Raw genomic sequence first — 26,194 nt, forward strand, 5'->3', positions numbered from 1 at the left:
TGCGCCGGAGTACTCCGCTCCGGCGCTGGGGAGATCTAGAAGCGGGGGCACAACCGGATGGCATTGGGTGACTTCTTCGCGCGGCTGACCGGCCGCAAGGCGGAGCCCGAGCCGGTACCGGTCCCCCGCGCGCCGACGACCGACGATCTGGAGAAGTCGCTGGTCCGGGTCGAGCAACTCGTCGCGGACGGCGCGGTACCGGCCGTGGTGGCGTCCCGGGTCAACCGGGTGGTGCGGATCGTGCGCGAGACCATCCCGCGACTCGGCAACCTCGGCGGCAGCGCCCAGGCGTACTCCGTGATGGCGACCGCGACCGACTACCTGCCGGAAGCAATCGGCGGCTACCTGCGGCTGCCGCGGCAATGGGCCGACAGCCGGCCGGTGGATCGCGGCAAGACGTCGCTGATGATCTTGATCGACCAGCTGGACCTGCTGGGATCCACGATGGACAAGGTGTTCGACGCGGTGAACCGGGCGGATGCGGCGGCACTGATCGCGCACGGCCGGTTCCTGCAGGAGAAGTTCGGCACCGGGTCGACCGGTGGCGGTCTAGCCCTCGGTACGACGGAGTCGACACCACCACCGGACACCGGCTCCGGACCACTGCAACCACCAACCGGGCGAGGGGGCGCATGAGCGGCGTGAAGAGTACTTCGTTGCAGGACGCGCTGTCGGCGCTGCTGGCAGTCGCAGCTCGTGCCGGAGTCTCGGAGGACGTCGCCCGAGCAGAGGCCCTCTCACTCGCGGCCGCACTGGCCGAGTCAGCACCAGGCGCTCCCGTCGACTGGGCCGCTGTCACGCCCGGCTTCGGCACACAGGACTTCTTCGACGCCGCAGTACGGGGTCGCAGGTGGCGGGGAGCGCCCACCGCAGTACTGACGGACCTGGTCGCGCAGGGCTCCCCCGAGAAGATCCCGTACGCCGAAGCGCTGGCCGAGGTCGCCTCAGCCGCCTGCACCCTCGGCGAACCCACCATGCGAGTCATCGGCAACGCATCGGTCGCAGCAGCCGCGCAGTTGCAGGCAGCAGGTGCCCGGCAGCAGCAGGCTGGAGTTCCGGGTGCGGGAGCTCCAGTTGTGGGCGGGGCCGCGGCTGCAGGAGTGCCTGCGGTTGCTGCGCAGGCGGCTGTTGAGACCGAGCCTGCCGTGCCGGAGCGGTCCGTTGAGGAGTTGCTGGCTGAGCTGGATGCGCTGACCGGGCTTGAGCGGGTCAAGCGGGAGGTGCATCGGCAGGTTGCGGTGTTGCGGGTGGAGAAGCTCCGGAGCGAGGCGGGGCTCAAGAGTCCTACGATTACTCGGCATCTGGTGTTCACCGGCAACCCGGGGACCGGCAAGACGACCGTCGCCCGGCTGGTCAGCGGGATCTACAAGGCGCTCGGGTTGCTCTCGAAGGGGCAACTGGTCGAGGTCGATCGCTCCGAGCTGGTCGCGGGCTACCTGGGGCAGACGGCAACGAAGACTGCCGAGGTGGTCGCCTCCGCGGCTGGTGGCGTGCTGTTCATCGACGAGGCGTACAGCCTGACCGCCGGTGAGCTGGGGGCCGACCAGTACGGGCGGGAAGCCGTCGACACGCTGGTCAAGGAGATGGAGGACCGGCGCGACGACCTGGTCGTCATCGTGGCCGGCTACCCCGAACCGATGGCGGACTTCATCGCGGCGAACCCCGGCCTGGCCAGCCGGTTCCGGACCACGATCGAGTTCGAGGACTACACCGACGAAGAGCTGACCGACATCCTGACCGGGCTGGCCGCGGGCGCCGACTACGAGCTGACGCCGGAAGCGCTGGACCAGTTCAAGGTGATCCTCGCCTCGACCCGGCGGGACCGCTCGTTCGGCAACGGCCGGTTCTCGCGGAACATGCTGGAGGCCGCGATCGGCCGGCACGCCTGGCGGCTGCGCGACGTGACGGCACCGACCACCGAGCAGCTGCGTCAGATCGTCGCCGAGGACCTCACCGACGAAGACCTCCACCCGGAAACACCGGACCAGCCGGCCCCACCGGTCGCACTGGAACAGCCGGCCCCACCGGAGCACCCCGAACCCGCAGTACCGGAGCAGCCCGAGCGCCCCGGAGCCGTAGTACCGGAGCAGCCCGGGCCCGTGGTACCGAAGGACGAGCAAGGAGAGACGGCGTGACACAGACTGCCAGTGCGCCCCCCGCGACCAGGTCGCCGGCGGCTCCGCAGGCCGCGGCGCCGGGTCAGCCGGCACCGCCGCCCGTTGCCCAGCTGGTCAAGGGCCGGATCGCGACCTGGTTCGAGGGGACGCCGGGCCGGATGCGCGCGTTGCTCATCGTCGCCGCGATCGTCAGCGTGGTCTTCGGCCTCGCCGCGGCCCAGGGCTACAACCAGTCCGACGGTGCCCTGCAGCGGGCCGAGGCGAACACCGCCCAGCTGGTCCGGATCCAGGCGATCCACACCAACCTGGTCAGCGCGAACGCCGACGCCACCAACGCCTTCCTGGTCGGCGGCCTGGAGCCACCCGCGCAGCGTCAGCACTTCGTCGACTCGATGGCGACCGCCGCCCGGCTGATCTCCGAGGCCGCCACCGCGCAGCCCGCGGACCAGAAGGCGCTCGGCGAGCTCAACGCCACCCTGCTCACCTACCAAGGGCTGATCGAGCAGGCCCGGGCGAACAACCGGCAGGGCCTGCCGATCGGTTCGCAGTACCTGAAGGACGCCAGCGCGACCCTGCAGGGCGACTCGCTCCCGGTCCTGAAGGAGCTGGTCAAGGCCAACCAGTCCCGGGTGAACACCGAGTTCGACGGCATCAACGACGGCAACCTCTGGCTGATCGTGGCCGGTCTGCTCGCGCTGGCCGTGCTCGTCGGTTGCCTGGTCTGGCTGGCCAAGCGCAGTCACCGCTACCTCAACCTCCCGATCGCGGCCGCCGCGGCCCTCGTGCTGTTCACCATGGTCGTCGGCGGCGCCTCGCTGGCCGGCTCGTCGAGCGATGCCAAGGAAACCCGGAACGAGGCGTTCGCCGACACCCTCGCCCTGTCGCAGGCCCGGATCAGCGCGTACGACGCGAAGTCCAACGAGAGCCTGACCCTGATCGCCCGCGGCTCCGGCGCGGCGTTCGAGGATGCCTGGAAGAAGGCGGCCGACAACACCGGCAGCCAGCTGGGCCGGGTCGAGCGGGGCGTCGGGCTGGCGCCGTTGTGGAACCGCTATCGCGCGGTCCACGTCGAGATCCGCAACGAGGATGACAGGGGCAACTGGGACGCCGCGGTGGAGAAGGCGATCGGGGAGAACAACATCTCGTCCAACGCGGCCTTCAAGGCCTTCGACGACCGGTCGTCGAGGGACCTCAGCAGGTTCAGCGAGACCGCTCGCGCCGAGCTGAGCCAGGCCCGCAACGACCTGCCGCCGATCGGCTGGCTGGGGCTGCCGATCGGGATCGTCGCCGCCCTGCTCGCCGCCTGGGGATTCTCCCAGCGACTGGAGGAGTACCGATGACCAAGCTCCGTGTGATCGCCGGTTCGCTCGCGCTGCTGTTCGCCGCGACCGCCTGCGGCTCCAGCTCGTACGACGCGACGCCGTTGCCGGTGAAGGAGACGCCGCGGCCCACCAAGGCGGCCCCTCCGCCAGCCCAGACGTGCTCCAACGCCACCGCCCTGCAGTCGTATGCGCCGGCCGGTCCGCTGCCGGAGCCGCTCGCGATGCCCGCCAATTCGACGATGGCCCGCATTCAGGCCCGCGGACGACTGATCGCCGGGGTGTCCGCGGACAGCCTCAACCTCGGCTCGCGCAACCCGATCACCGGAACGATCGAGGGCTTCGACATCGACATGATCAACGCCGTCGCCGACGCCATCTTCGGCACCCCGGCGCCGGGCCGGCCGCACAAGGTCGAGCTGCGGGTGATCTCGAGCCCGCAGCGGATCCCTGCCCTGAAAAGGAGCGAGGTCGACATCGTCGCGCGCAACATGACCATCAACTGCGCCCGCTGGCAGGAGATCGCGTTCTCCGCCGAGTACTACCGCTCGGGCCAGAAGCTGCTCGTCCAGCGCGACATGAAGGTCGAGAGCCTGGCCGAGCTGAGCGGCCAGAAGGTCTGCGCGCCGGCCGGCTCGACCAGCCTCGACAACATGATGGAGGCGAACCCCAAGATCATCCCGGTCACCGCGGATACCGACACCGGCTGCCTGGCGCTCTTCCAGCAGGGCAAGGTGGTCGGCATCTCCGGTGACGACACCGTGCTGGCCGGCGATGCCGCTCAGGACCCGTATGCCCGGGTGACCAAGGCGGAGAAGATCAGCGAGGAGCCGTACGGACTCGGGATCAACAGCGCGCAGGTCGACTTCGTCATGTTCGTCAACGGCGTCCTGGAGAAGATGAAGACCGCACCCGCTCCGGGGGCGAAGTCGGCCTGGCAGCAGTCGTACGACAAGTGGCTCGGCCCTGCCCTCGGTCCGGGGCTTCCGCCCAAGCCGCTCTACGGCCGAGGCGACCAGTGACAGTTGGTACGCCGACGGCCACCGCGCCGTCCCCGCCGGGCAGGATCGGCAGCAGCATCCCTGCGAAGGATCTGCTGTCGTACCTCGATGCCCTGGGCACCTGGCGGGACCGGCGCCACGCCGAGCTGGACGAGCTCGACCAGGCTGCCCTGCAGTCCGCCGACGCCGACGCCCTGAGCGCCGACGTGGTGTTGTCGATGGCGGTCTGGAAGGCGGTCTCGGACCGGTACGAGCTGATCCTGGTGACCTGGGACTCCGGCCGGGTCGGGCCGACCGAGACCGAGCGGATCTCGACCCTGATCTGGGGCGGCCTGGACACCGGTGGCGCGGCCGGTTCGCTCGCCGTTTCGTTGCCTGAGGCATGTACTTTGTCGGACGCGCTGGCCTCGACGCTGCGGGCCAAGCTCGCGCTCGCGCCCGGTGACGCCGAGCTGGCGGCGCGTTTGCGGCAGCTTCGCGCCCAGGTGGAACGGATCAAGGACCTGGTCGCGATCGAACCCGCGGCGACCCGGAACGCGGCGATCGCGGCCCACCACGACCTGGACCGCCGGGTCACCGACCTGACCGAGCGGGCCAAGCGCGGTGCCGATATCGGCGGGCTGATCGGCCCGCTGGAGATCGATGCCGCGCACAACGAACGCGACCTGATCGTCGGTGCGGCGACCCGGCGCGAACGGGCCGCGGACGTCGCCAGGGCCCGCGCGGTACGGACCGAGCTCGAAGCGCAGGGGCAGGCCGTCCGGTCACTGGCCGACCGTTGCGTCGCGGCTGTCACGCCGGCGCCGCGGCTCGCAGTACCGGATGTCACGGCGTTGGGGCCGGTGCCGAACACGCCGGCTGAGTTGGCGAAGTACCTGAAGCGGCTGGACGCGGTACGGCGGGCGTTGGGTCAGGCGCAGACGGCGTACGGCTCGGCGCTGGAGCGTAGAGACGAGTTGGCCGGGCGGCTGGACGCGTACCAGGTGAAAGCCGGCAGCGTCCCCCGGAACAGTGGAACCACCGAAGACCTGGCAGAGCTCTATCGACGTGGCCGTGCGGTGCTCGACGCGGAACCAGTGGACCTGGTTCGGCTCGGCGCGCTGGTGGCGGCGTACCAGACGTATCTGGGAGTGACGACATGACGACCAACGCCTGTACACAGCCGGGCTGCACCGGCACGATCCTGGACGGCTACTGCGACGTCTGCGGCTCCCCTGCCGCCAGTGCCGCTGCAGCTCCCGGTGTCTCGGCTGTCACGGGACGGCCCGGCATCTCCGGGCCCCCGACGGCCGCTGGCGCCTGCAACCAGCCTGGTTGCTCAGGGACGGTGGTGGACGGCTACTGCGATGTCTGCGGCACTCCTGGCGGATCAGCGGCCGCGTCGGCACCTGACCCGATCAGTACTGCGTCAACCGTCTCCCGGGCCTCCAACCGCCTGGCCTCGACCCCACTGGGCTCGGCCAGGGCGACAGCGGCCGGCTCCAAGCTGACCCGCCGCCTCGGTACTTCGTCCACCCGCCTGCGCGGGGCCAGGCTGGGTGCCGGGCTGACCCATGTGCCCCCGATCCCCGCGATCGACGCCAGCAAGGCGATCCTGAAGAACCCGATGGTCCCGGAGGAACGCCGCAACTGTCCCACCTGCGGCAACGCGGTCGGCCGGGCGCGGGGCGACCAGCCGGGCCGGACCGAGGGCTACTGTCCCAAGTGCCGCAGCCCGTTCTCCTTCTCGCCGAAGCTGCAGGACGGCGATCTGGTCGGCGGCCAGTACCTGGTGCGCGGCTGCCTGGCGCACGGTGGGTTCGGCTGGATCTACATGGCCCAGGACCAGAACGTGTCCAACCGCTGGGTGGTGCTGAAGGGCCTGCTGAACTCCGAGGACCCGGACGCCGTCGCGGCCGCGATCGCCGAGCAGCAGTTCCTGGCCCGCGTCGAGCACCCGCTGATCGTGGAGATCTACAACTTCGTCACCCACGAAGGCGCCGGCTACATCGTGATGGAGTACGTCGGCGGCACCTCGCTGAAGACGCTGCTCAAGCAACGCATGCAGGCCAACAACAACCAGTACGACGCGCTGCCGGTCGACCAGGCGATCGCCTACCTGCTCGAGATCATGCCGGCCTTCTCCTACCTGCACGATCTCGGCCTGGTCTACTGCGACTTCAAGCCGGACAACATCATCCAGGTCGGCGACGCGGTCAAGCTGATCGACCTGGGTGGCGTGCGGCGGATCGACGACGCCGACTCGGCCATCTACGGCACGGTCGGCTTCCAGGCACCGGAGGTGGCCGAGGTCGGCCCGTCGGTGGCGTCGGACATCTACACGCTCGGCCGGACGTTGTGTGTGCTCGCCTTCGAGTTCCGCGGCTACCAGTCGCGGTACGTCCACTCGCTGCCGCCGGTGTCCGAGGTGCCGCTGTTCCAGCAGTACGACTCGGTCTACCGGCTCCTGGTGAAGGCCTGCGCGCCCGACCCGGCCGACCGCTTCCAGACCGCTGACGAGTTCCGCGTCCAGCTCCTCGGAGTACTGCGGGAGGTGGTGGCCAACAAGTCGGGCGACAAGGCTGCACGGCACTCCACCTCGTCGCTGCTCTTCGGCAGCCCGGGTGACCTCGCGGCCGGCCTGGGAGAGAAGGCAGAGGCGTGGCGGCGGCTGCCGTCGCTCGCCAAGGACGACAGCGACAAGATGGCCGGCTGGCTGAAGACCGTGAGCGTGCCGAACCCGGAGCAGCGCCTGGAGCTCCTGGTCGACGCGCCCGAGTCGTCCGCTCAGATCCTCCTGGAGATCGCCCAGAGCGCACTGGAGATCGGGCCGTCCCGCTTCGACATGGTCGACACCGCTGTCGCCGACCTGCTGGCGGCCGACCCGTGGGAGTGGCGGGCCGTGTGGATGTCCGGGCTGGTTGCCCTGGCTCGCAACGACGCTCGGACGGCCCAGTCGGCCTTCAACGCCGTCTACGGGCAGGTACCGGGCGAGTTGGCGCCCAAGCTCGCCCTGGCCGTCTCCTGCGAGCTCAGCGGCGAGTACGACGTGGCGGAGGGTCTGTACCTGACCTGTGCTCGTACTGACGCCAACTACATCGCCCCCTCGGCCTTCGGGCTGGCCGCGATCCGCTCGACGCGTGGTGACCTCGATGGAGCCGTCGCCGCGCTCGACCTGGTACCGCCGACCAGCGGGTCCTTCGTCCGGGCTCGCCGGATGCGAGCCGGTCTACTGGCAGGATCGGGGCGTGGGCTGCCCGCGCTGGCCGAGGCGATGAGCAACATCGAGAGTGTGACGATCGACCCGGTCGACCGGGCGAACCTGACCGCGAACATCTTCCGGACCGCTCTGGACGAGGTCCTCGGCAAGGGCCCGCAGCCCGGTCTGAAGATCGCCGGACGGGAAGCGGTCGAGCCTGAACTGCGGGACGGGCTCGAAGCCGCCTACCGTGAGCTCGCCGGGCACGCGCGGAACCGGCAGGAACGGATCGCCCTGGTCGACCTGGCCAACGATGTTCGAGGATGGACGCTGCGATGACGAGTACGACCAAGACGGTCTGCCCCCAGTGTGGTGGGCCGATCTCCGACACCGACCGCTTCTGCGAGGCGTGCGGGGCCGAGCTCACCCCTGCCACACCGACCACGCCCGCGATCGACACGGACACCGAGCCGACGGTCGAGCTGAACCCGTCCGGTGCTCGCGGCGCCGAGGCTCCACCTGGTCCCTGCCGCTCCTGCGGCGGCACGATCAGTGCCGACGGGTACTGCGAGACCTGTGGCACCAAGGCCGCCAAGCCGCGTGACCACTTCAGCGAGCAGCCTGCCCCTTGGGTGGCCGGCGTTTGCGACCGAGGCATCCGGCACAGCCGCAACGAGGACGCCATGGCGATCGCTGCCGACCCAGAGCCGGGCAGCCGGGCGCTGCTGGTGGTCTGCGACGGGGTCAGCTCGTCGCTCGACTCCGACGTGGCCAGCCTGGCCGCTGCCCGCGCCGCACTCGACGTACTGGAGGTCGGGAACGCGCAGGGCATGGGGACCGAGTCCTCCCGGATCAGTGCGGTGGTGGCGCGGCTCAAGGCTGCAGCGGACGCCGCCAGCGACGCAGTACTGGCGAACACTTCGCCGGACAGCCCTAATCCGGCTTCCTGCACGTTTGTGGCGACTGTGCTCGAGGGCGACCTCCTGGTGGCGGGTGTCGTGGGTGACAGCCGCGCGTACTGGTTCCCGGACAACGCTGAGGCCGTTGCTCTGACTGTGGACGACTCCTGGGCTGCCGAGCTGATCGCGACCGGCGTACCGCGGCATGAGGCCGAGTCGGGGCCGCAGGGCCACGCGATCACCCGCTGGCTCGGCAAGGACGCTCCGGACCACACACCCCGTACGACGTCCCTGAAGGTGGCCGGCCCGGGCTGGTTGATGGCCTGCTCGGACGGACTGTGGAACTACTGCTCCGAGGCCGCACCGCTGGCTGAGTTGACCCGTGAGACCGCTGCTGCCCACGGTGGCGATCCGCTGGCGACCGCCTCCGCCCTGGTCGACTGGGCCAACGCCCAGGGCGGCCAGGACAACATCACCGTCGCACTCGCTCGTATCTAAGAAGCTCCACCGAAAGGACGCCTGAGATGGCCGAGTTCTCCGCCACCGTGTACCAGAACGAGTTCCTGCCCGACGGCGGCACCGACGTGCACGCGATCGTCACGGTGTCCTGCAGCGGCGCGGGGTCGGCCGGCCAGTCCGGCAGCGGCGACGCGGGCGAGATCATCATCGTCGACACCTCCGGCTCGATGGGCGCCGACGGCGTCCGGGCCGCGGCGTTCGCGGCCCAGACCGCGCTCGACCAGATCCTCGACGGGGTCTGGTTCGCGGTCATCTCGGGCAACGACCGGGCGCAGCTGGCGTTCCCGCCGTCACCCGAGCCGGTGATGGTGCGGATGGACCAGTTCACCCGGCAGGCGGCCAAGGACGCGGTCTCCCGCTTCTACGCCGACGGCGGTACGGCGATGGGCACCTGGCTGCGGCTCGCCTCGCGGGTCTTCCAGACCGTGCCGTCGCTGACCCAGAAGCACGCGCTGCTGCTCACCGACGGCGAGAACCAGCACGAGACGCCCGAGGCGCTGACCCAGACGATCCAGGCGGTCACCGGCCAGTTCCAGGCCGACTGCCGCGGAGTCGGCGTCGCCTGGCAGGTCGACGAGGTCCGCCGGATCGCGAAGGCGCTGCTCGGCACCGTCGACATCATCCCGGCGCCGGATCAGCTCGCCGCCGAGTTCGCCAGGATCATCCAGAACGCGATGAGCAAGGGCGTCGCCCAGGCCGACATGCGGGTCTGGGCTCCGCAGGGCGCGCAGGTGCTGTTCGTCCGGCAGGTGGCTCCGACCGTGGAGGACCTGACGTCCCGGCGTACCGAGGTGAACCCGCTGACCGGCGCCTACCCGACCGGGTCGTGGGGTGACGAGTCCCGCGACTACCACGTGGCGATCCGGCTGGCGGCCAAGGGCATCGGCCAGGAGCAGCTGGCGGCCCGGGTGCAGCTGGTGATCGGCAACGACGTCGTCGCCCAGGGCCTGGTCCGCGCGCTGTGGTCGGAGGACGAGGCGCTCACCACCCGGATCAGCCCGGAGGTCGCGCACTACACCGGCCAGACCGAGCTGGCCGACGCGATCCAGGAAGGCCTGGCCGCCAAGGCCGCCGGTGACACGGCGACGGCGACCACCAAGCTCGGCCGTGCGGTGCAACTCGCCGCGCAGACCGGGAACGAGGAAGCCACCACCCGGCTCCGTAAGGTGGTCGACATCGACGACCAGGACACCGGCACCGTGCGGCTCAAGCGCAGTGTCGAGAAGGCCGACGAGATGGCACTCGACACCGCCTCCACCAAGACCACCCGGGTGAAGAAATGACCTCAGCGACGTGTCCGAGCGGGCACCCGTCCGTCTCCACCGACTACTGCGACGTCTGCGGCCTGCCGATCGCGGCAGCCGCGACACCCGCGGCCGCTGCGGTGCCATCCCCTGCTGTGGCGGCTCCGGCCCCCGCCCCCGCAGTACAGGCTTGCCCGAACTGTTCGGAGCCGGCCGCGCCTGACGCGCTGTTCTGCGAGAGCTGCGGCTACGACTTCACCACCGGCACGATGCCCCGCCCGGCCTCGTCCCTGGACCTCGGTACGCCGCCCCCGGTGCCGCCGGCGCCGCAGGAAGTCGCCGACTGGGTGGTTGAGCGCTGGGTCGACCCGGACTGGTACGAGGTGCAGCAGAGCGACGACCCGTGCCCGTCCCCCGGCCTGCCGGTGGTCATCCCGGTCACCGCGAAGAGCGTGCTGGTCGGGCGCCCCTCCAAGAGCCGTGGCATCACCCCGGAGATCGACTGCGGCGACGACACCGGCGTGAGCCGCCGTCAAGCCCAGCTCACCACGGACGGCCAGCGCTGGTGGGTCGAGGACCTCCAGTCCTCCAACGGCACCTTCGTCGGCCCGTCCTCCGGCCCTCTGCCCGAAGACCCGATCACCCCGGGCCAGCGCCGCGAACTCAACACCGACGACCGCGTCTACGTCGGCGCCTGGACCCGCCTGGTAGTCCGCAAGTCCACGCCTGAGGAACAGGCCGGCCAAGCCTGATCGGCTCCTTCATTTGCTGTTTTCGTCGAAAGGTTCGGTAGCGGCCAGAAGTCGGCCGCTACCGAATTTAGCGTTGGCGGTATGACGAACCAGAGTGAGATTCAGCCCTTCCGGATCGAGATCGCGCAGAGCGAGGTCGATGACCTGCGGACCCGGTTGGCGGAGACTCGGTGGCCGGCTGTGCCGCGGGTGGACGACTGGAGTCGCGGCGTACCGGTGGGTTATCTGAAGGAGCTGGCTGAGTACTGGGCGAACGGATTCGACTGGCGGGCCCAGGAGGCGGCGCTCAACGAGATTCCGCAGTTCGTCACCGAGATCAACGGGCAGCGGATCCACTTCTTCCACCAGCGTTCGCCCGAGCCCGGTGCGACGCCGCTGATCCTGACGCACGGCTGGCCTGGTTCGCCGGTGGAGTTCCAGAAGGTGATCGGCCCGCTCACCGATCCGCGCGCGCACGGTGGTGACCCGGCCGACGCGTTTCACGTCGTCGTACCGTCGCTGCCGGGGTACGGGTTCTCGAACCCGATCGGTGAAGGTGGGTTCAACCTCTTCGGGGTCGCGCAGATGTGGGCCGAGCTGATGAGCAGGCTCGGGTACGACCGGTACGCCGCGCACGGCACCGACGCGGGATCGGGTGTTGCGGGAATTCTGCCGATGGTGGATGCGGCTCATGTGATCGGTATCCACCTGGCCGGGGTGAGTGGGTCGGCGCCGTTCGGGGATCCGATCCCGCTGGACGGGCTGAACGACTCGGACCGGGCGCGGGCGGAGCGGTTCAACGCCTTGCAGGACGAAGGGTTCGGTTATCTGGTGCAGCAGATGACGCGGCCGCAGACGCTGGCGTACTCGCTGAACGACTCGCCGGTCGGACAGTTGGCGTGGATCGTGGAGAAGTTCGCGGAGTGGACCGACCCGGCGCACAAGCTGCCGGAGGATGCGGTCGATCGCGACCAGTTGCTGACCAATGTCAGCCTTTACTGGTTCACGGGTTCGGGGGCGTCGTCGGCGCACGCGGTCTACGAGGGAATGGCCGCGTGGAAGGCACTGCTCGCAATGCAGTCGGGCGATGGCGGCGGCTGGGGTTCCAGCGGAGGCGAAGGCGATGGCGGTGGCTGGGGCTCCGGTGAGGGTGCGGCTCAGGAGTGGGGTGCGGTGGCTGGGCCGCCGACTGGTGTGGCCGTGTTCGGGAACGAGACGGCGATCAAGAGCCTGACCGATCCCGAGGGCAAGATCGAGCACTGGACGGAGTACGAGCAGGGCGGCCACTTCGCCGCGATGGAGGTGCCCGAGCTGCTCACCGAGGACCTCAGGACCTTCTTCCGCCCACTGCGTTAGGCCGCAAGCAGAGCGCCTCGATCACGGCCGTGCCGACCACGGCCGGGATCGCCCACATCCATGGGTGCTCGGTGAAGCTGACGACCAGGATCGCTGTCCACAAAGCGATCCAGCCGCCACCGTAGCCGCGGAGTACACCCCGGTACGAGAAGCCACCGGGTGACTCCGCGGCGCGCTGACCGAAGTACACGAACAGGTACGAAACGATCGCGATCGGCCAGAACATCCACAGCCGGTCCCAGTCGTAGGGCACCATCACCATCGCGGTCAGGCAGACCGCCACCACGGCCCAGTGGAAGATCTCGCCGGCCCAGTTGAGCTGGCGAGATCGCAGCGTGACGATGACGGCCAACGGCCCGAACACAAGACCGACCAGCCCGGCCGCCACATGCAGGATCAGTGCGATATCACGCATCGCCCCGACTCCCCGTGACTCCGCCCCAACAGCCGGAGATATCTGACATGTCAGCGAAGCATAGGGCCCCACCCGCCCGCGTCTGCCCCTCAGACGCAGGACAAACGCCGGCGGCCGAGATCGCCGGTTAGTGGCTGGCGACCATTCGTACTGCGTGGTTGCGGTAGCCGAGGCGTTCGAAGGCTGCTGCCATCGGCTTGTTGGTCAGGTCGGTGTCGGCGCGGATGCGGTCGGCGCCGGTTTCGACCAGGATGTGGGTGATCTCGGCGAGCAGGTCGTCGCTGTAGCCGTTCCCGCGATGCTCGGCCAGTACGCCGAGGTACCCGACCACCGGCCCGCCGTTGTTCGCCGACGGCAGCGCGAAGCCGATCAGCTCGTCGTCAGCATTGTAGGCCAGCCGCCACCAGGATCGCTCTCCCGGCATCGACTGGTAGACCTCCAGGTCTTCCTTGGCAGAGCCCTCCACACCGACCCGGGCGACGGCCCGCTTGGTCGAGGCGTCGAGGCTGCCCTCGATCACCCGGCGGAACACGTCCAGGAAGGCGTCGTCGTCGGCCGGTTCGAAACGCAACCGGGTCGACCGCGGCGGCAACCCGTCAGCCGGTGTCCATTCATAACGCAACCGCTCCGTGAGATTGGACAGCCCGGCGGCCGCGGCAGCTTCGAGTCGCGGTTCGAGTTCGGCGACGACATCAGGCCGATCACGCCAGCCGTTCGGCAGGAAGATGTGGTACTCCGGCTGCTCCGCCTCCGCCGGGACGGTGGACAGGGTGTGCCGGATCAGGCTGGTCCAGACAGCGACGCGATCGACCCCCGGTACGGCGTACAGGCCGTCGATGCTGAACGGGTGGTCGAACTGTTCCATGCCCCACCAGATGGCCAGGGCGATGATCTTGCCGTCGTCCTCCGCGACCCAGGTCCAGTCGTGGCGATAGGCGCCGCTGACCAGGTACTCGTCCCAGCGTTCCCGGGTGACGGTGTTGAGCGACTGCTCGGCGATGAGGGTGTGGATGGTGTCGAGGTCGCCCTCGACGGTGGTACGGATCTTCACGAATCCTCCAGCAGGAGGCGCACCACTCCGCTCAGTGCGAGCTGTACGAGCGGACCAGGCGCGCCGAAAGACAAATCTGAGTCTCCATCGGTCACTCCTTCCCCTCGAGATCCTTCTCGCTGCCGACGACCCTAGGACAGCCCTGGGTCACAGTCCACCGATTACTTCGGGTGTCGGTGGGGGCTGAGATGATCCGTCGGTGACGGATTCGGTTTCGGTGGTGCGTAATCAGTTCGAGCTCACCTGGGCGCTGTTCGAGTACCACCTGGAGCGGCTCACCCCGGAGGATCTGCTGTGGGAGCCGGCCAAGGTCAGTTGGACGGTGCGGCCGGACGGGGTGGGCAACTGGCGGGCCGACTGGTCCGACCTGGCGCTCGACCCGATCCCGGTGCCGACGATCGGGTGGCTCACCTGGCACATCGGCTGGTGGTGGTCGACCACGGCGGCCCACGTGCGCGGCGCAGTACCGCCAGACCGTACTGCGGTGCTGTGGCCGGGCGATCTGGCCAAGACGCTCGGCTGGATGCGGGCCCTGCGGGACCAGTGGTCACATCTGCTGGAGGACATCGACGACGAGCACCTCGCCAGGCCGGCGGTCTTCCCGTGGCCGCCGGAGGCGGGGCGCTCGACCGCCGACCAGTTCGCCTGGGTGAACGTGGAGCTGATGAAGAACGCCGCGGAGATCGGCCAGCTGCGGCTGCTGCGCGCGGCCGGTACCCAATAGTCGTCAACGACCTTCCAAATCAGGGACTAACCGGTTAATCTCCTGCGTAACGTCGTCGACACGTTGAGTAGTTGTTTCCGCCCCTCACGGAAGGACCACCCTTCGATGTCCAGCCTGCGAAAGGCTCTCTTCAGCCTGCTCACCGTGCCCCTCACGGTCTCCGTGGTTGCTATCGGCAACCAACCCGCCCTGGCCATGCCCAGCCAGGAGCCCGCCCGGGTGGCCGGTGACCCCACGTCGATGACCAGCGGTTTCTACGTCGACCCGAACTCCAACCCCGCCACCTGGGTCCGGCAGAACTCCGGCCACGCCGACGCCACCCTGATCCGGACCCAGATCGCCGAGAAGGCCGGCGGTCGCTGGTTCGGCAACTGGAGTGGCGACATCGCCACGGCGACCCGGTCGTTCACGACGGCGGCCGACAACGCCGGCAAGTTGCCGATCCTGATCGCCTACAACATCCCCGGCCGCGACTGCGGCAGTCACTCCGGCGGCGGCGCCGGCTCCCCCGAGGCCTACCGGACGTGGATCAGCCGGTTCGCCGACGGGATCGGCACTCGCCCGGCCGTGGTGATCATCGAACCGGACGCGCTGGCCCAGCTCGACTGCGTCCCCGCGGCCGAGAAGCAGACCCGGCTCGACCTGCTCAAGTACGCCGTCAACCAGTTCGCCGGCAAGAACCCGAACACCTGGGCCTACATGGACGGCGGCAACGCGACCTGGATCGAGGCGGGCGAGATGGCCCGGCGGCTCAAGCTGATCGAGGTCGGCAAGATCCGCGGTTTCGCCCTGAACACCTCGAACTACTACACCACCGCGCAGTCGGTGACGAAGGGCAACGCGATCCGGGGAGCACTCGGCCTCCCAGCCCAGTTCGTGATCGACACCAGCCGCAACGGCAGCGGCTCGAACGGCGAGTGGTGCAACCCGGCCGGCCGGAAGCTGGGCGACACGTCCCGCAACGGCAACCACGTGTCCGGCACCGTCGACATGCTCCTGTGGCTCAAGGTGCCTGGCGACTCCGACGGCAACTGTGGCATCGGCGCCGGCATCCCCGCCGGCACCTTCTCCCCGGTCCTGGCCAAGCGCCTGATCACCGGTAGCTGACACACAAAGAAGCTGGTCCCGGGCAACCCGCCCGGGACCAGCTTTTCTTTGTCTTGCTGAGAACTTCTAGGAGATCAGAAGTCCATGCCGCCCATGTCGGGCGCGCCGCCGCCTGCGGCGGCACCGGCCTTCTCGGGCTTGTCGGCGATGACTGCCTCGGTGGTGAGGAACAGCGCCGCGATGGACGCCGCGTTCTGCAGCGCCGAGCGGGTGACCTTCGCCGGGTCGATGATGCCGGTGGCGATCAGGTCCACGTACTCACCGGTGGCGGCGTTGAGGCCCCAGCCCGGCTCGAGGTTGCGAACCTTCTCCACCACGACGCCACCCTCGAGGCCGGCGTTCACGGCGATCTGCTTCAACGGCGCCTCGACCGCGGACCGCACGATGGCGGCACCGGTGGCCTCGTCACCCTCGAGCTCCAGCTTCTCGAACGCCACCACCGACGCCTGCAGCAGCGCCACGCCGCCACCGGCGACGATGCCCTCTTCGACGGCCGCCTTCGCGTTGCGAACGGCGTCCTCGATGCGGTGCTTGCGCTCCTTCAGCTCGACCTCGGTGGCCGCGCCGACCTTGATCACCGCAACGCCACCGGCCAGCTTGGCCAGCCGCTCCTGCAGCTTCTCGCGGTCGTAGTCGGAGTCCGACTTCTCGATCTCGGCGCGGATCTGGTTCACCCGGCCGGAGATCTGGTCGGCGTCGCCGGAACCCTCGACGATGGTCGTCTCGTCCTTGGTGACGACGACCTTGCGGGCCTGGCCGAGCAGCTCCAGGTCCACGGTGTCGAGCTTGAGGCCGACCTCCTCGGAGATGACCTCACCGCCGGTCAGCACGGCGATGTCGACCAGCATGGCCTTGCGGCGGTCACCGAAGCCCGGCGCCTTGACGGCGACGCACTTGAAGGTGCCCTTGATCTTGTTGACGACCAGGGTGGCCAGCGCCTCACCCTCGAGGTCCTCGGCGATGATCGCCAGCGGCTTGCCGGTCTGCATGACCTTCTCCAGCACCGGGACCAGGTCCTTGATGCTCGAGATCTTGCTGTTCACCACGAGGATGTACGGGTCTTCGAGGACCGCTTCCATCCGCTCGGTGTCGGTCACGAAGTACGGCGAGATGTAGCCCTTGTCGAAGCGCATGCCCTCGGTGAGCTCGAGCTCGAGACCGAAGGTGTTGCTCTCCTCGACGGTGATGACACCTTCCTTGCCGACCTTGTCCATCGCCTCGGCGATGATCTGGCCGACCTGGGTGTCGGCGGCGGAGATCGAGGCGGTGGAAGCGATCTGCTCCCGGGTCTCGACGTCCTTCGCCTGGGCCAGCAGCTGCTCGCTGACAGCCTCGACAGCCTTCTCGATGCCCTTCTTCAGGCCCATCGGGTTGGCGCCGGCGGCGACGTTGCGCAGACCCTCGCGCACGAGCGCCTGGGCCAGCACGGTCGCCGTGGTGGTGCCGTCGCCGGCGACGTCATCCGTCTTCTTGGCAACTTCCTTGACGAGCTCGGCCCCGATCTTCTCGTACGGGTCCTCGAGCTCGATCTCCTTGGCGATCGAAACACCGTCGTTGGTGATCGTGGGGGCGCCCCACTTCTTCTCCAGCACGACGTTGCGGCCCTTCGGGCCAAGCGTCACCTTTACGGCGTCGGCGAGGGTGTTCATACCCCGCTCGAGGCCGCGGCGCGCCTCTTCATTGAAAGCAATCAGCTTGGGCATTCTCCGCGAGTCCTCCCGCGTCGAGTTTTTGGTTCAGCCGGCCGGATGCCCGCGACGGACGATGCTTTCGGTACGGCGGTCACGTCCCGCCCCACCTCCGGCACCTCATCGAGGCCGTCTATGGTCACGCTCCAGGGCGCGAGCAGTTATCACTCTCGCCCATTGAGTGCTAACCAAGTATTAGCACTCGACCCAAGCGAGTGCAAGCCGGCCATTGCCCGCAGTACCGTGGTGCGGTGCCTTTGGATGTGACCCCGGCCACCCCGGACCGCTGGCCCGATGTGCTGACCGTGATGGGCGAGCGGGGAGACCCGTCCCGCTGCTTCTGCCAGTACTTCCGCCTTCGCGGCAAGCAGTGGTCCGACGCCTCACCGGCCTCCCACCGCGACGCCCTCCACTCCCAGGTCGCCTCCGACCTCCCACCAGGCGTCATCGCCACCGACACCGACTCCGGTACGCCGGTCGGCTGGTGCGCCGTCGCTCCCCGCTCGGCCTATCCCCGGGTGGAGGCCTCACCCAACTGGCGCGGCGGCGACCCCGATGCCTGGGCCGTCACCTGCTTCGTCGTACCGGTCGGGCACCGGCGTCAGGGCATGGCCGGCGAGTTGCTGACCGGCGCCATCGACTTCGCCCGGTCGCAGGGCGCCGCAGTACTGGAGGCCTGCGCGGTAGACACAGCCCAAGCGGGCAAGCTCTCCGCCGCCGACCTCTACCGCGGCCCCCTGTCGGTCTACCTCGACGCCGACTTCAAAGAACTCAGCCGCACGTCACCGCGCTGGGTGCTCGTTTCCAAGTCGCTTCACTGAGATCACCCTTCGTGCTGGGCGATCAAGGTCTTGGGGGCGCTCAGGCGCCAGGCTTCGGTCAGTAGTTCCGCTAGCTCCTCCTCGTCGGCCGCGGCGAGGTCGACCTCCAGCCAGGCGAAGCGGCCGGAGGCCCAGGACGGCGAGTAGACCTCTGGGTTCTCCGCAACCAGGGCCTCCTGTTCCTCCCGCAGCGCCTTCAGCATCACCGAGGTCTCGTCGGCCGACAGGTAGACGAAACCCTTCTTCCGCACCTTGAACGCCGGCTGCCCGGCCCACCCCACGTGCTCCTCCACCCCCGGCAGGTCGAGCAGCAACTTCGTCACCGCCTCAGCATTCATCCCCCGACGGTACGACCGCCCACCGACAGAAACCGACGAAAGTCGTCAGGGGCGCCTGCGTGGGTGGCTGAGCGGGGTCAGGGGTGGGACCAGGGTCGGGTCGGTACCGATCCCGATGTGGTGGGAGGGGGCCGGCGGGCAGAGTAGGTGACATGACGAACTCCAACGCACCGTTCTCGAACCTGTCCGGCAAGTCGCTTCGCCGCTCGCGTAACCAGCGGATGCTCTCCGGTGTGTCCGGCGGCCTGGCGGAGTACTTCAACATCGACGCCACCCTGGTCCGGCTGGCCATCGTGGGGCTCACCCTGATCACCGGCGGTACCGCGCTCATCGGGTACGTCGTGGCCTGGATCGTGATGCCGGAAGCCGACGGCAAGGCCGTCTGGCAGTCAGCCCACCAGAACCCCCACGCGCAGCAGCAGCCCACCCCCGAATCCGACATCGCCGCCCGCATCTACGACGACAAGCCGCCGGCGGCGTGACGGCCGGACGCACGGCAGCAAGCTGAGAGCGCCACAGATAGGCCACCGGCGCCCCCACCCTTGCTGCCGTGCCGACCGCGCACCTGACACTCCCGCCGGCGCCCTGGTCCTGTCACACTCCTGAAGTGCAGACCGACCAGGGCGCGACCCGTTGCCCACAGTGCGCCCATCAGCTCCCCGCGGACCCCTTGTACGTCACCTGGTGCGACAGGTGCGACTGGAACGTGGACCCGACCGGCCCCACCGACAAGGCGCCCGCCTGGCGACTCAGGCTCGAGCACCGCCTGGCAGACACCCTGTACCGCGAACTGGAGCAGGGAAAGATCCACCGCCCGGGCTGGGATGCCGCCCGAGTCGCGGCCTACCTGCTGTCCACAGTGATCCTGCTACTCCCCCTGGCCGGCCTGCTCGGCGGAATCGCGCTGCTGGCCTTCTACCGGCCTCTCTGGCTCAGTGCCCCGCTGTCGATCATCCCGTTCGGTGTCGCCTTGCTGCTCCGCCCTCGGGCCAACCAGCTGGATCCCGACACCCAACTGATCCATCGCGAGCAAGCTCCGCTGCTCTTCGACCTGCTCGACAAGATCGCTGCCGCCGTCGGTACGACGCCCGTCGGCGCTGTCGCCCTCGACGCCGAGCCGAACGTCTACTACGCGAGAGTCGGCTGGCGCTTCACGCCGGTGATCGGGATCGGCCTCGCAGCGTGGATGGGCCTCCGGCCGCAGGAACGGGTCGCCGTGCTGGCGCACGAACTCGGACACGGCAAGAACAGCGATGCCCGTCACGGCTGGGTGGTCAACTCGGCGGCAGCGATCCTGGACGAACTCGACGAGACGTTCAGTGAGCAACCGTACGACCGCTACCGGGAAGAGGTCGCCTACCTGACCGATTCCGGCACGGCCACCAGCCTCATCACCAGGTTCGTCAACGCGACTGTCGGGGGCGCGGTCAGAGGCGTCCAGTGGGTGCTGACCATGATCGACCTGCGGAGCAGGCAACGCGCTGAGTACCTGGCCGACCGGCGGTCGGCCGAGATCGCCGGCTCGGAAGCCGGCGCCCGGGCGCTGGAACGGCTGGTCCTCATGGACTCCTCCTACCGGGCCCTGCAGCAAGCCGTGCGCTTCGGTTCGGAGGTCGACCCGTTGGAGGCGGCCGCCCGGACGGTGAACGAAATCCCCACGCGGGAGGTCGAGCGGCGGCTCCGGCTCAGCGGCCTCCGGGACAGCCGGATCGACGCGAGCCATCCGCCGACGAACCTCCGGGTGAAACTGATCCGCGCCAGGCCCGCCCAGAGCGCCCTCGTAGTACTGGCAAACGACCAAAGCCGAGCCATCGACCGCGAACTCGCCGTACCCGGGCAGGCTGTGCTGAAGGAGTTGCGTTCCGAGCTGCGTTAGACCTTGAGGGTGGTTTTCGCCATGGCGGCGACGGCGATGTCGGGGTGGTCGGAGAAGACGCCGTCGACGCCGGTGGCGGCGAAGCGGGCCAGTTCGGCGGCCAGGTCGAGGCCGGTGGGGAGGAAGCGGCGTTCGGCCCGGAACGTCCACAGCTGGACCGAGAGGCCGGCGCGGTGGGCCTGGTCGACCAGCCGGGTCGGTTCGCCGAGGCTGCCGTCCGCGGTGCGCGGGATGACCAGGTCCTTGTGCGGCGCCAGCACCTGCGCGTACGTCGAGATCTCGCGCAGGCCGGCCGGCTCGACCAGGTCGGCGAACGTCCGGCTGTCACCGTGCCGGAGGAAGTCGTTCGGGGCGCTCGCCGAGTCGACCAGCTGGACCAGCGGGACGTCCGTCATCACCGACAACCGGCGCAGGCTGGTCGGCTCGAACGACTGGATCATCGCCTCACCCTTGTGCAGCCCGAGCCCGATCAGCCGCTCGGCGAGCAGCTCCTCCAGCGGCAGCCCGAGGCGGCGGAAGTACGCCGGGTGCTTGATCTCCGGGATCACCCCGATCGGCCGGCCGAGCCGGGCCGACTCCTGCCGCGCCAGCGCGACCACCTCGTCGAAGGTCATGATCCCCTCGCGCCCGTCGTACGCCGTGTTGCCGGCGCGCAGCGCGGGCATCCGTTCCCGGGCGCGCAGGGTGCGCAGCTCCTGGTAGCTGAAGTCCTCGACGAACCAGCCGGTGACGGCCGTCCCGTCGACGATCTTGGTGATTCGCCGGTCCGCGAACACCGCGTGCTCGGCGACGTCCGTCGTACCGGACAGTTCGTTCTCGTGCCGGACCACCAGGACGCCGTCCAGCGTTGCGACGAGGTCGGGTTCCAGGTAGTCGGCTCCCAGGGCCGCGGCGAGCCGATAGGCCTGCGGCGTGTGTTCCGGTCGGTAGCCACTCGCTCCCCGATGCGCGATCACCAGCATGGTTCCAGCACAGGCGGCGCAGGTGGCGGCCGGGGAACTCGTTGCCCAACGCAAAGTGAAGCTAGTCCGCCAACTGTCCCCTGACCGGTGCTGTCCCCTGATCGGTGGACAGGGCGTGGTTCCGCGGACGGATGGGGCCGAGGCGAAATCTTCTCTAGGCTCGGTGAGGTGAGCAACACGACGCAGTCCACCGGCCCTGTCGCCCTGACGTCCCGGGCGCTCGGGCCCGACCTTGCCCGGGGCCTGATGCTGCTGTTCATCGCCCTGGCCAACACCCACGGCTTCCTGCACCCGGAAGGCGGCACGGTCATCCGGGCCATCCCCGTCGCCTCCGCGCCGGTCGACCAGCTCGTCGCGTTCGCCGAGACGGTCCTGGTCGACGGCCGGTCGTACACGATGTTCGCGGCCCTGTTCGGCTACGGCATGGTGCAGATCGCCCGGCGCCAGGAGCGCAACGGCATCCTGTGGCCCGGCGTCCGCTCGCTGCTGCGCCGCCGGGGCCGGTGGATGATGGTGTTCGGGGTCGTGCACGCGGCGCTGCTGTACTACGGCGACGTCCTGGCGGCGTACGGCTTGCTGGCCGTGATTCTGGTGTCCGCGCTCCGGCACAGCGATCGCCGTCTGTTGATCACGGCCGGAGTGTGGTCAGTGGTCGGTGCGGTCGTCTACGGCTTCTTCGCGTCGCCGATGAACCCGGAGACGGTCAAAAGGGTCTATCCGTGGAGCTTTGAAGACAATCCACTCCTCGGTGTCGGCCTCCGGCTCAGCGCCATCGTCGTCTCGGCGCCGGTCCTGGCCATCACCGCAACGACCTGTCTGCTGCTCGGGATCTGGGCCGCCAAGCGCCGTCTCCTCGAAGAGCCCGAGCAACACCGCGTACTGCTGCGGCGGATCGTCGCCATCGGCCTGCCCCTCTCCGTGCTGGGTGGAGTCCCGCTGGCGCTCTACACCTCGGGGCTGCTGCCCAGCTCGGCCCAGGAGGTCATACCGGCCGCTACGCTGCACGCCCTCACCGGCATGGCTGGCGGACCGGCGTACGCCGCGCTGATCGCGTTGTGGGCGCTCCGGGTCAACAAGGACAACGTGGTGATCACCGCTCTGCAGGCGACCGGGCAGCGCTCGCTGACCTGCTACCTGAGCCAGTCGGTCGTCTGGGCCGTCCTGTTCTTCCCGTTCCTGCTGGATCTCGGCCACAGCATGAGCCTGTGGCAGTCGGTGCCCGTGGCGGTCGCCACCTGGGCCGCAACCGTTGCACTGGCCGAGTGGATGCGGCGAGCCGGCGTCCGCGGACCGTTCGAGGTGCTGTTGCGAAGACTCACCTACCAACGCTGAGACCCCTTTAATTCGAATGCTTTTGTCGGTGCGGCCACATAGCCTCGAAGGGTTATGAGACAGCTTCCGTTGGCCGATCCCGGCGTACCCGACCACCGTTCGCCTGCCCGCTATCTGTGGTGGGTGGCGCGCGGGCAGAAGGCCACGCTCGCGGGCGGGATGACGTTCGGCATTCTCTGGATGGGCTCGCAGGCGTTCGTCCCCGCCGTGCTGGGCAAGGCGATCGACGAGGGCATCGCGGCGGGTGACGCCGAGCGGCTGCTGCTGTGGACCGCCGTGCTGTTCGGCGTCGGCGTGCTGCAGGCGCTGGCCGGCATCATGCGGCACCGGTTCGCGGTGGTGAACTGGCTGAGCGGTGCCTACCGCACGGTCCAGGTGGTCACCCGCAAGTCGGCCGACCTCGGCGCGACGCTGCCCAAGCATCTGGCCACCGGTGAGGTGGTCAGCGTCGGCGCGGGCGACCTGGCCTACATCGGCAATGTGCTCGAGGTGTCCGCCCGGTTCGCCGGTGCGATCGTGGCGTTCTTCGTGGTCGCGGCGATCCTGCTCTCGTCGTCTCCGCTGCTCGGCCTGGTGGTGCTGATCGGCGTACCGATCATGCTGTTCTGCCTCGGCCCGATGCTGCGCCCGTTGCACACCAGGCAGTCCGCGCAACGCGAAGCGGTCAGCGAGCTGAACTCGCTCGGCTCCGACATCGTCGCTGGCCTGCGGGTGCTGCGCGGCATCGGCGGCGAGGACTCATTCTCCCGCAGGTACCGGCGTGAGTCGCAGGAGGTCCGCGCCGCCGGCGTGAAGGTGGCCCGGATCCAGTCGGTGCTCGATGCGGCACAGGTGCTGCTGCCCGGCATCTTCATCGTGATCGTCGTCGGTCTGGGCGCGCACTTCGCGCTCCGCGGTGACCTCAGCGCGGGCAGCCTGGTCGCCTTCTACGGCTACGCCACCTTCCTGGTGATGCCGCTGCGGACGGCGACCGAGGCGGCCGACAAGCTGATGCGCGGTCTCGTCGCGGCCGGACGGGTCAACCGCGTGCTCTCGCTGACCCCTGACATCGTCGATCCGGCACAGCCGGTGCGGCTCCCGTCGGCCGGCGATCTGGTCGACCCGGTCTCGGGGATTCGCGCCCGCAACGGCTTGCTGACCGCGATCGTCTCTGCAGAGCCCGATCGCGCCGCCGGTCTGGCCGACCTCCTCGGCCGGTACGACGAAACCAGCGAGGTCAGGTACGGCGGAGTCACGCTCGCCAGCGCGAGCCGGGCCGACGTACGGTCCCGGATCCTGGTCAGCGACACGGGCTCGCAACTCTTCACCGGCACACTGCGGCACGAGCTCGACCCGGACCACCGGCGTACGGACGAAGAACTAATGGCGGCGTTCCGTACTGCGTCCGCCGAGGACGTGCTGGTCGCGTTGACGGACGGGCTCGACTCGGTCGTCGAGGAGAAGGGCCGATCCTTCTCCGGCGGGCAGCGGCAGCGGCTGACCCTGGTTCGCGCGCTGCTGGCCGACCCGTCGGTGCTGGTCCTGGTGGAGCCGACCTCCGCGGTCGACGCGCACACCGAGGCCCGGATCGCGGACCGGTTGCGCGAGCACCGCAGCGGCCGCAGCACGGTGGTGTTCACCTCGAGCCCGCTGCTGCTGGACCGCGTCGACGAGGTCATCTTCGTCACCGCCGGCCGAGTGGTTGCTGTTGGCAAGCACCGCGAGTTGCTCGAGAACGATCCGCAGTACCGCAGGACCGTCACCCGGCAGACCGAAGACGAGGAGGTGTCCGCATGAGCAGCAGGCTGTTGCCGGTCGCGGACTCCGCCGAGGTCCGCCGGCATGCTCGGCGGCTGGCCCGGCGGCATCCGCGCGAGCTGATCATCACGATGGGGTTGCACGCGCTCGCGGCGGTGTCCGGGCTGGCGGCGCCGCGGCTGATCGGCACGCTCGTCGAGGACGTCCAGCGCGGCACCACGGCGAGCAAGATCAACCAGGTGATCGTGGTGATCGCCGTCTTCATCGTCGTGCAGTCGCTGCTCACCCGCTGGGCCCGGTTCCGCTCCTTCGCGCTCGGCGAGCAGGTGCTGGCCGAGTTGCGCGAGGAGTTCGTGGACGACGCGCTGGCGCTGCCGATCGGCACGGTCGAGCGGGCCGGCACGGGTGACCTGCTGTCGCGCACCTCGCGTGACGTCGACGCGCTGTCGAGGACGGTGCGGTTCGCCGTACCGGAGACGATCGTTGCCTTTGTCACCGTTCTGTTCACGGTCGGCGCGACGCTGCTGGTCGGCGTCTGGGTGCTCGTCCCGCTGCTCGCGATGGTGCCGCTGCTCGTGCTGAGCACCCGGTGGTACCTGCGCCGCGCGAAGGACGGGTACCTGCGCGAGAACGCGGCGTACGCGCAACTGACCAGCTCGCTCGCCGAGACGGTCGAGGGCGCCCGGACGGTGGAGGCGTTGCAGCGGTACGACGAGCGCGTCCGCCGGACCGACGACGACATCCGCGGGTCGTACCGGGCCGAGCGCTACACGTTGCGCCTGCGGACGGTGTTCTTCCCGATCGTCGAGATCGGCTACATCGTGCCGATCGCGGGCACCCTGCTGTTCGGTGGCTGGCTGCACATCAACGGGCAGGTCTCGCTCGGCGCGGTGACGGCCGGCGTGCTGTACGTCAACCAGTTGATCGACCCGGTGGACCGGCTGATCTCCTGGATGGACGAGCTGCAGGTCGGTGCGGCATCGCTCGCGCGGTTGCTCGGCATCAACGGCGTACCGGATGACCGGAAGCCGTCGGGACGCGAGCCGTCCGGCGAACTGGTCGAGGCCGGCGACGTGCGGTTCTCGTACGTCGACGGTCGCGACGTGCTGCACGGTGTCGACCTGACCGTCCAGCCTGGTGAGCGGATCGCGATGGTCGGACCGTCCGGCGCCGGCAAGTCGACCCTCGGGCGCTTGATCGCTGGCATCCATCCGCCACGTACCGGCTCGGTGACGGTCGGCGGGGTCGGGATGACGGAGCTGCCGCTGGACGAGCTTCGCCAGCAGGTCGCGCTGGTCACCCAGGAGCATCACGTCTTCGTCGGGACCCTGCGGGACAACCTGGCGATGGCGCGTCCGGATGCTTCCGACGCGGAGCTACTCGATGCGTTGGCGGCGGTCGACGCGCGCGAGTGGGCCGAGGTGTTGCCCGACGGCCTTGACACCCGGGTCGGCTCCGGCCAGCTCGCGTTGACGCCGGCGCAGGCGCAGCAGTTGGCGCTGGCGCGGTTGGTGCTGGCCGATCCGCACACGCTGGTGCTCGACGAGGCGACCTCGTTGATCGACCCGCGAGCGGCCCGGCACATGGAGCGCTCGCTGGCCGCGGTGCTGGAAGGCAGGACGGTGATCGCGATCGCCCACCGGCTCTACACCGCCCACGACGCCGATCGGGTCGCGGTGGTGGAGGACGGCCGCATCACCGAGCTCGGCAGCCACGACGAACTGGTCGCCCGCCGAGGCTCCTACGCCGCCCTCTGGAACTCCTGGCACGGCTAGACGC

General features: G+C 69.3%; 23 protein-coding genes. 18 read left to right on the forward strand and 5 right to left on the reverse strand.

Annotated elements, in window-relative coordinates:
• Positions 1–57 precede the first annotated feature (57 nt).
• The 10 genes from ACQPYM_RS35645 (at position 58) to ACQPYM_RS35690 (ending at position 12,364) form a co-directional block, all read left to right on the forward strand.
• Positions 58–636 (forward strand): hypothetical protein, encoded by a 579-nt coding sequence (locus ACQPYM_RS35645; protein ID WP_433009649.1) that lies wholly within the window; start codon positions 58–60, stop codon positions 634–636.
• The gene (locus ACQPYM_RS35650; protein WP_433009651.1) at positions 633–2,135 is read left to right on the forward strand and encodes an AAA family ATPase; all 1,503 of its coding nucleotides are present in this window, start codon (positions 633–635) and stop codon (positions 2,133–2,135) included. Before ACQPYM_RS35645 ends, ACQPYM_RS35650 begins: the two co-directional genes overlap by 4 nt.
• Positions 2,132–3,457 carry a hypothetical protein gene (locus ACQPYM_RS35655; RefSeq protein WP_433009654.1) on the forward strand — a complete coding sequence of 442 codons (1,326 nt, stop codon included), beginning with the start codon at positions 2,132–2,134 and terminating at the stop codon, positions 3,455–3,457. Before ACQPYM_RS35650 ends, ACQPYM_RS35655 begins: the two co-directional genes overlap by 4 nt.
• Positions 3,454–4,458 (forward strand): glutamate ABC transporter substrate-binding protein, encoded by a 1,005-nt coding sequence (locus ACQPYM_RS35660; RefSeq protein ID WP_433009657.1) that lies wholly within the window; start codon positions 3,454–3,456, stop codon positions 4,456–4,458. Before ACQPYM_RS35655 ends, ACQPYM_RS35660 begins: the two co-directional genes overlap by 4 nt.
• Positions 4,455–5,579 carry a hypothetical protein gene (locus ACQPYM_RS35665; RefSeq protein ID WP_433009660.1) on the forward strand — a complete coding sequence of 375 codons (1,125 nt, stop codon included), beginning with the start codon at positions 4,455–4,457 and terminating at the stop codon, positions 5,577–5,579. Before ACQPYM_RS35660 ends, ACQPYM_RS35665 begins: the two co-directional genes overlap by 4 nt.
• Positions 5,576–7,954, forward strand: a complete 2,379-nt coding sequence (locus tag ACQPYM_RS35670; protein ID WP_433009663.1) for a tetratricopeptide repeat protein — start codon at positions 5,576–5,578, stop codon at positions 7,952–7,954. The genes ACQPYM_RS35665 and ACQPYM_RS35670 overlap by 4 nt, the downstream gene beginning before the upstream one ends.
• Positions 7,951–9,012 (forward strand): protein phosphatase 2C domain-containing protein, encoded by a 1,062-nt coding sequence (locus ACQPYM_RS35675; RefSeq protein WP_433009666.1) that lies wholly within the window; start codon positions 7,951–7,953, stop codon positions 9,010–9,012. Before ACQPYM_RS35670 ends, ACQPYM_RS35675 begins: the two co-directional genes overlap by 4 nt.
• Positions 9,013–9,038: 26 nt before the next feature.
• A complete protein-coding gene (locus ACQPYM_RS35680) occupies positions 9,039–10,316 on the forward strand; it encodes a VWA domain-containing protein (RefSeq protein ID WP_433009669.1) in 1,278 nt (425 codons plus the stop codon).
• Positions 10,313–11,029: an FHA domain-containing protein gene (locus ACQPYM_RS35685; protein WP_433009672.1), complete on the forward strand. Its 717-nt coding sequence runs from the start codon at positions 10,313–10,315 to the stop codon at positions 11,027–11,029. Before ACQPYM_RS35680 ends, ACQPYM_RS35685 begins: the two co-directional genes overlap by 4 nt.
• 81 nt (positions 11,030–11,110) lie before the next feature.
• Positions 11,111–12,364: an epoxide hydrolase family protein gene (locus ACQPYM_RS35690; RefSeq protein WP_433009675.1), complete on the forward strand. Its 1,254-nt coding sequence runs from the start codon at positions 11,111–11,113 to the stop codon at positions 12,362–12,364.
• On the opposite strand, the gene ACQPYM_RS35695 is transcribed toward ACQPYM_RS35690, so the two are convergent.
• Together ACQPYM_RS35695 and ACQPYM_RS35700 are read right to left on the reverse strand one after the other, a co-directional pair.
• On the reverse strand, positions 12,336–12,779 hold the full coding sequence (locus tag ACQPYM_RS35695) for a hypothetical protein (RefSeq protein WP_433009678.1): 444 nt from the start codon (positions 12,777–12,779) through the stop codon (positions 12,336–12,338). The two genes, ACQPYM_RS35690 and ACQPYM_RS35695, sit on opposite strands and share 29 nt — an antisense overlap.
• A 127-nt stretch (positions 12,780–12,906) precedes the next feature.
• Positions 12,907–13,830: a GNAT family N-acetyltransferase gene (locus tag ACQPYM_RS35700; protein WP_433009680.1), complete on the reverse strand. Its 924-nt coding sequence runs from the start codon at positions 13,828–13,830 to the stop codon at positions 12,907–12,909.
• Between the two features lie 199 nt (positions 13,831–14,029).
• Here ACQPYM_RS35700 and ACQPYM_RS35705 point away from each other — a divergent pair, with 199 nt between their 5' ends.
• Both ACQPYM_RS35705 and ACQPYM_RS35710 read left to right on the forward strand, forming a co-directional pair.
• On the forward strand, positions 14,030–14,554 hold the full coding sequence (locus ACQPYM_RS35705; protein ID WP_433009683.1) for a DinB family protein: 525 nt from the start codon (positions 14,030–14,032) through the stop codon (positions 14,552–14,554).
• A gap of 105 nt (positions 14,555–14,659) precedes the next feature.
• Complete coding sequence (locus ACQPYM_RS35710) at positions 14,660–15,661, forward strand: glycoside hydrolase family 6 protein (protein WP_433009686.1); 1,002 nt, start codon at positions 14,660–14,662, stop codon at positions 15,659–15,661.
• Between the two features lie 74 nt (positions 15,662–15,735).
• On the opposite strand, the gene groL is transcribed toward ACQPYM_RS35710, so the two are convergent.
• Positions 15,736–17,364 (reverse strand): chaperonin GroEL, encoded by a 1,629-nt coding sequence (gene groL, locus ACQPYM_RS35715; protein ID WP_433009689.1) that lies wholly within the window; start codon positions 17,362–17,364, stop codon positions 15,736–15,738.
• 236 nt (positions 17,365–17,600) lie between these two features.
• Here groL and ACQPYM_RS35720 point away from each other — a divergent pair, with 236 nt between their 5' ends.
• A complete protein-coding gene (locus ACQPYM_RS35720; RefSeq protein WP_433009692.1) occupies positions 17,601–18,170 on the forward strand; it encodes a GNAT family N-acetyltransferase in 570 nt (189 codons plus the stop codon).
• Positions 18,171–18,172: 2 nt separating this feature from the next.
• On the opposite strand, the gene ACQPYM_RS35725 is transcribed toward ACQPYM_RS35720, so the two are convergent.
• Complete coding sequence (locus tag ACQPYM_RS35725; protein WP_433009694.1) at positions 18,173–18,508, reverse strand: MmcQ/YjbR family DNA-binding protein; 336 nt, start codon at positions 18,506–18,508, stop codon at positions 18,173–18,175.
• Between the two features lie 152 nt (positions 18,509–18,660).
• Between ACQPYM_RS35725 and ACQPYM_RS35730 the strand changes: the two genes are divergently transcribed.
• Positions 18,661–18,990 (forward strand): PspC domain-containing protein, encoded by a 330-nt coding sequence (locus tag ACQPYM_RS35730; RefSeq protein ID WP_433009696.1) that lies wholly within the window; start codon positions 18,661–18,663, stop codon positions 18,988–18,990.
• 125 nt (positions 18,991–19,115) lie between these two features.
• On the forward strand, positions 19,116–20,384 hold the full coding sequence (locus tag ACQPYM_RS35735) for a M48 family metalloprotease (protein WP_433009699.1): 1,269 nt from the start codon (positions 19,116–19,118) through the stop codon (positions 20,382–20,384).
• Here ACQPYM_RS35735 and ACQPYM_RS35740 read toward each other — a convergent pair.
• Positions 20,381–21,346, reverse strand: a complete 966-nt coding sequence (locus ACQPYM_RS35740; RefSeq protein ID WP_433009702.1) for a glycerophosphodiester phosphodiesterase — start codon at positions 21,344–21,346, stop codon at positions 20,381–20,383. The two genes, ACQPYM_RS35735 and ACQPYM_RS35740, sit on opposite strands and share 4 nt — an antisense overlap.
• Before the next feature lie 168 nt (positions 21,347–21,514).
• Between ACQPYM_RS35740 and ACQPYM_RS35745 the strand changes: the two genes are divergently transcribed.
• The 3 genes from ACQPYM_RS35745 to ACQPYM_RS35755 are packed head-to-tail and all read left to right on the forward strand — an operon-like array spanning position 21,515 to position 26,190.
• Positions 21,515–22,678 (forward strand): DUF418 domain-containing protein, encoded by a 1,164-nt coding sequence (locus tag ACQPYM_RS35745; RefSeq protein WP_433009705.1) that lies wholly within the window; start codon positions 21,515–21,517, stop codon positions 22,676–22,678.
• Positions 22,679–22,732: 54 nt separating this feature from the next.
• Positions 22,733–24,454, forward strand: coding sequence for an ABC transporter ATP-binding protein (locus ACQPYM_RS35750; RefSeq protein WP_433009708.1), 1,722 nt, complete (start codon positions 22,733–22,735; stop codon positions 24,452–24,454).
• The gene (locus tag ACQPYM_RS35755; protein WP_433009711.1) at positions 24,451–26,190 is read left to right on the forward strand and encodes an ABC transporter ATP-binding protein; all 1,740 of its coding nucleotides are present in this window, start codon (positions 24,451–24,453) and stop codon (positions 26,188–26,190) included. Before ACQPYM_RS35750 ends, ACQPYM_RS35755 begins: the two co-directional genes overlap by 4 nt.
• Positions 26,191–26,194: the final 4 nt, after the last annotated feature.

It is taken from the genome of Kribbella sp. CA-294648 (genome assembly GCF_050943845.1).
Lineage (GTDB): Bacteria > Actinomycetota > Actinomycetes > Propionibacteriales > Kribbellaceae > Kribbella.

Bases quoted from the DNA above. Each gene is read 5' to 3' on its own strand.
- ACQPYM_RS35755 (WP_433009711.1), top strand. From the start codon at position 24,451: ATGAGCAGCAGGCTGTTGCCGGTCGCGGACTCCGCCGAGGTCCGCCGG.
- ACQPYM_RS35645 (WP_433009649.1), top strand. From the start codon at position 58: ATGGCATTGGGTGACTTCTTCGCGCGGCTGACCGGCCGCAAGGCGGAG.
- ACQPYM_RS35670 (WP_433009663.1), top strand. From the start codon at position 5,576: ATGACGACCAACGCCTGTACACAGCCGGGCTGCACCGGCACGATCCTG.
- ACQPYM_RS35730 (WP_433009696.1), top strand. From the start codon at position 18,661: ATGACGAACTCCAACGCACCGTTCTCGAACCTGTCCGGCAAGTCGCTT.
- ACQPYM_RS35740 (WP_433009702.1), bottom strand. From the start codon at position 21,346: ATGCTGGTGATCGCGCATCGGGGAGCGAGTGGCTACCGACCGGAACAC.
- ACQPYM_RS35690 (WP_433009675.1), top strand. From the start codon at position 11,111: ATGACGAACCAGAGTGAGATTCAGCCCTTCCGGATCGAGATCGCGCAG.
- groL (WP_433009689.1), bottom strand. From the start codon at position 17,364: ATGCCCAAGCTGATTGCTTTCAATGAAGAGGCGCGCCGCGGCCTCGAG.
- ACQPYM_RS35680 (WP_433009669.1), top strand. From the start codon at position 9,039: ATGGCCGAGTTCTCCGCCACCGTGTACCAGAACGAGTTCCTGCCCGAC.
- ACQPYM_RS35695 (WP_433009678.1), bottom strand. From the start codon at position 12,779: ATGCGTGATATCGCACTGATCCTGCATGTGGCGGCCGGGCTGGTCGGT.
- ACQPYM_RS35675 (WP_433009666.1), top strand. From the start codon at position 7,951: ATGACGAGTACGACCAAGACGGTCTGCCCCCAGTGTGGTGGGCCGATC.
- ACQPYM_RS35750 (WP_433009708.1), top strand. From the start codon at position 22,733: ATGAGACAGCTTCCGTTGGCCGATCCCGGCGTACCCGACCACCGTTCG.
- ACQPYM_RS35650 (WP_433009651.1), top strand. From the start codon at position 633: ATGAGCGGCGTGAAGAGTACTTCGTTGCAGGACGCGCTGTCGGCGCTG.
- ACQPYM_RS35685 (WP_433009672.1), top strand. From the start codon at position 10,313: ATGACCTCAGCGACGTGTCCGAGCGGGCACCCGTCCGTCTCCACCGAC.
- ACQPYM_RS35660 (WP_433009657.1), top strand. From the start codon at position 3,454: ATGACCAAGCTCCGTGTGATCGCCGGTTCGCTCGCGCTGCTGTTCGCC.
- ACQPYM_RS35710 (WP_433009686.1), top strand. From the start codon at position 14,660: ATGTCCAGCCTGCGAAAGGCTCTCTTCAGCCTGCTCACCGTGCCCCTC.
- ACQPYM_RS35725 (WP_433009694.1), bottom strand. From the start codon at position 18,508: ATGAATGCTGAGGCGGTGACGAAGTTGCTGCTCGACCTGCCGGGGGTG.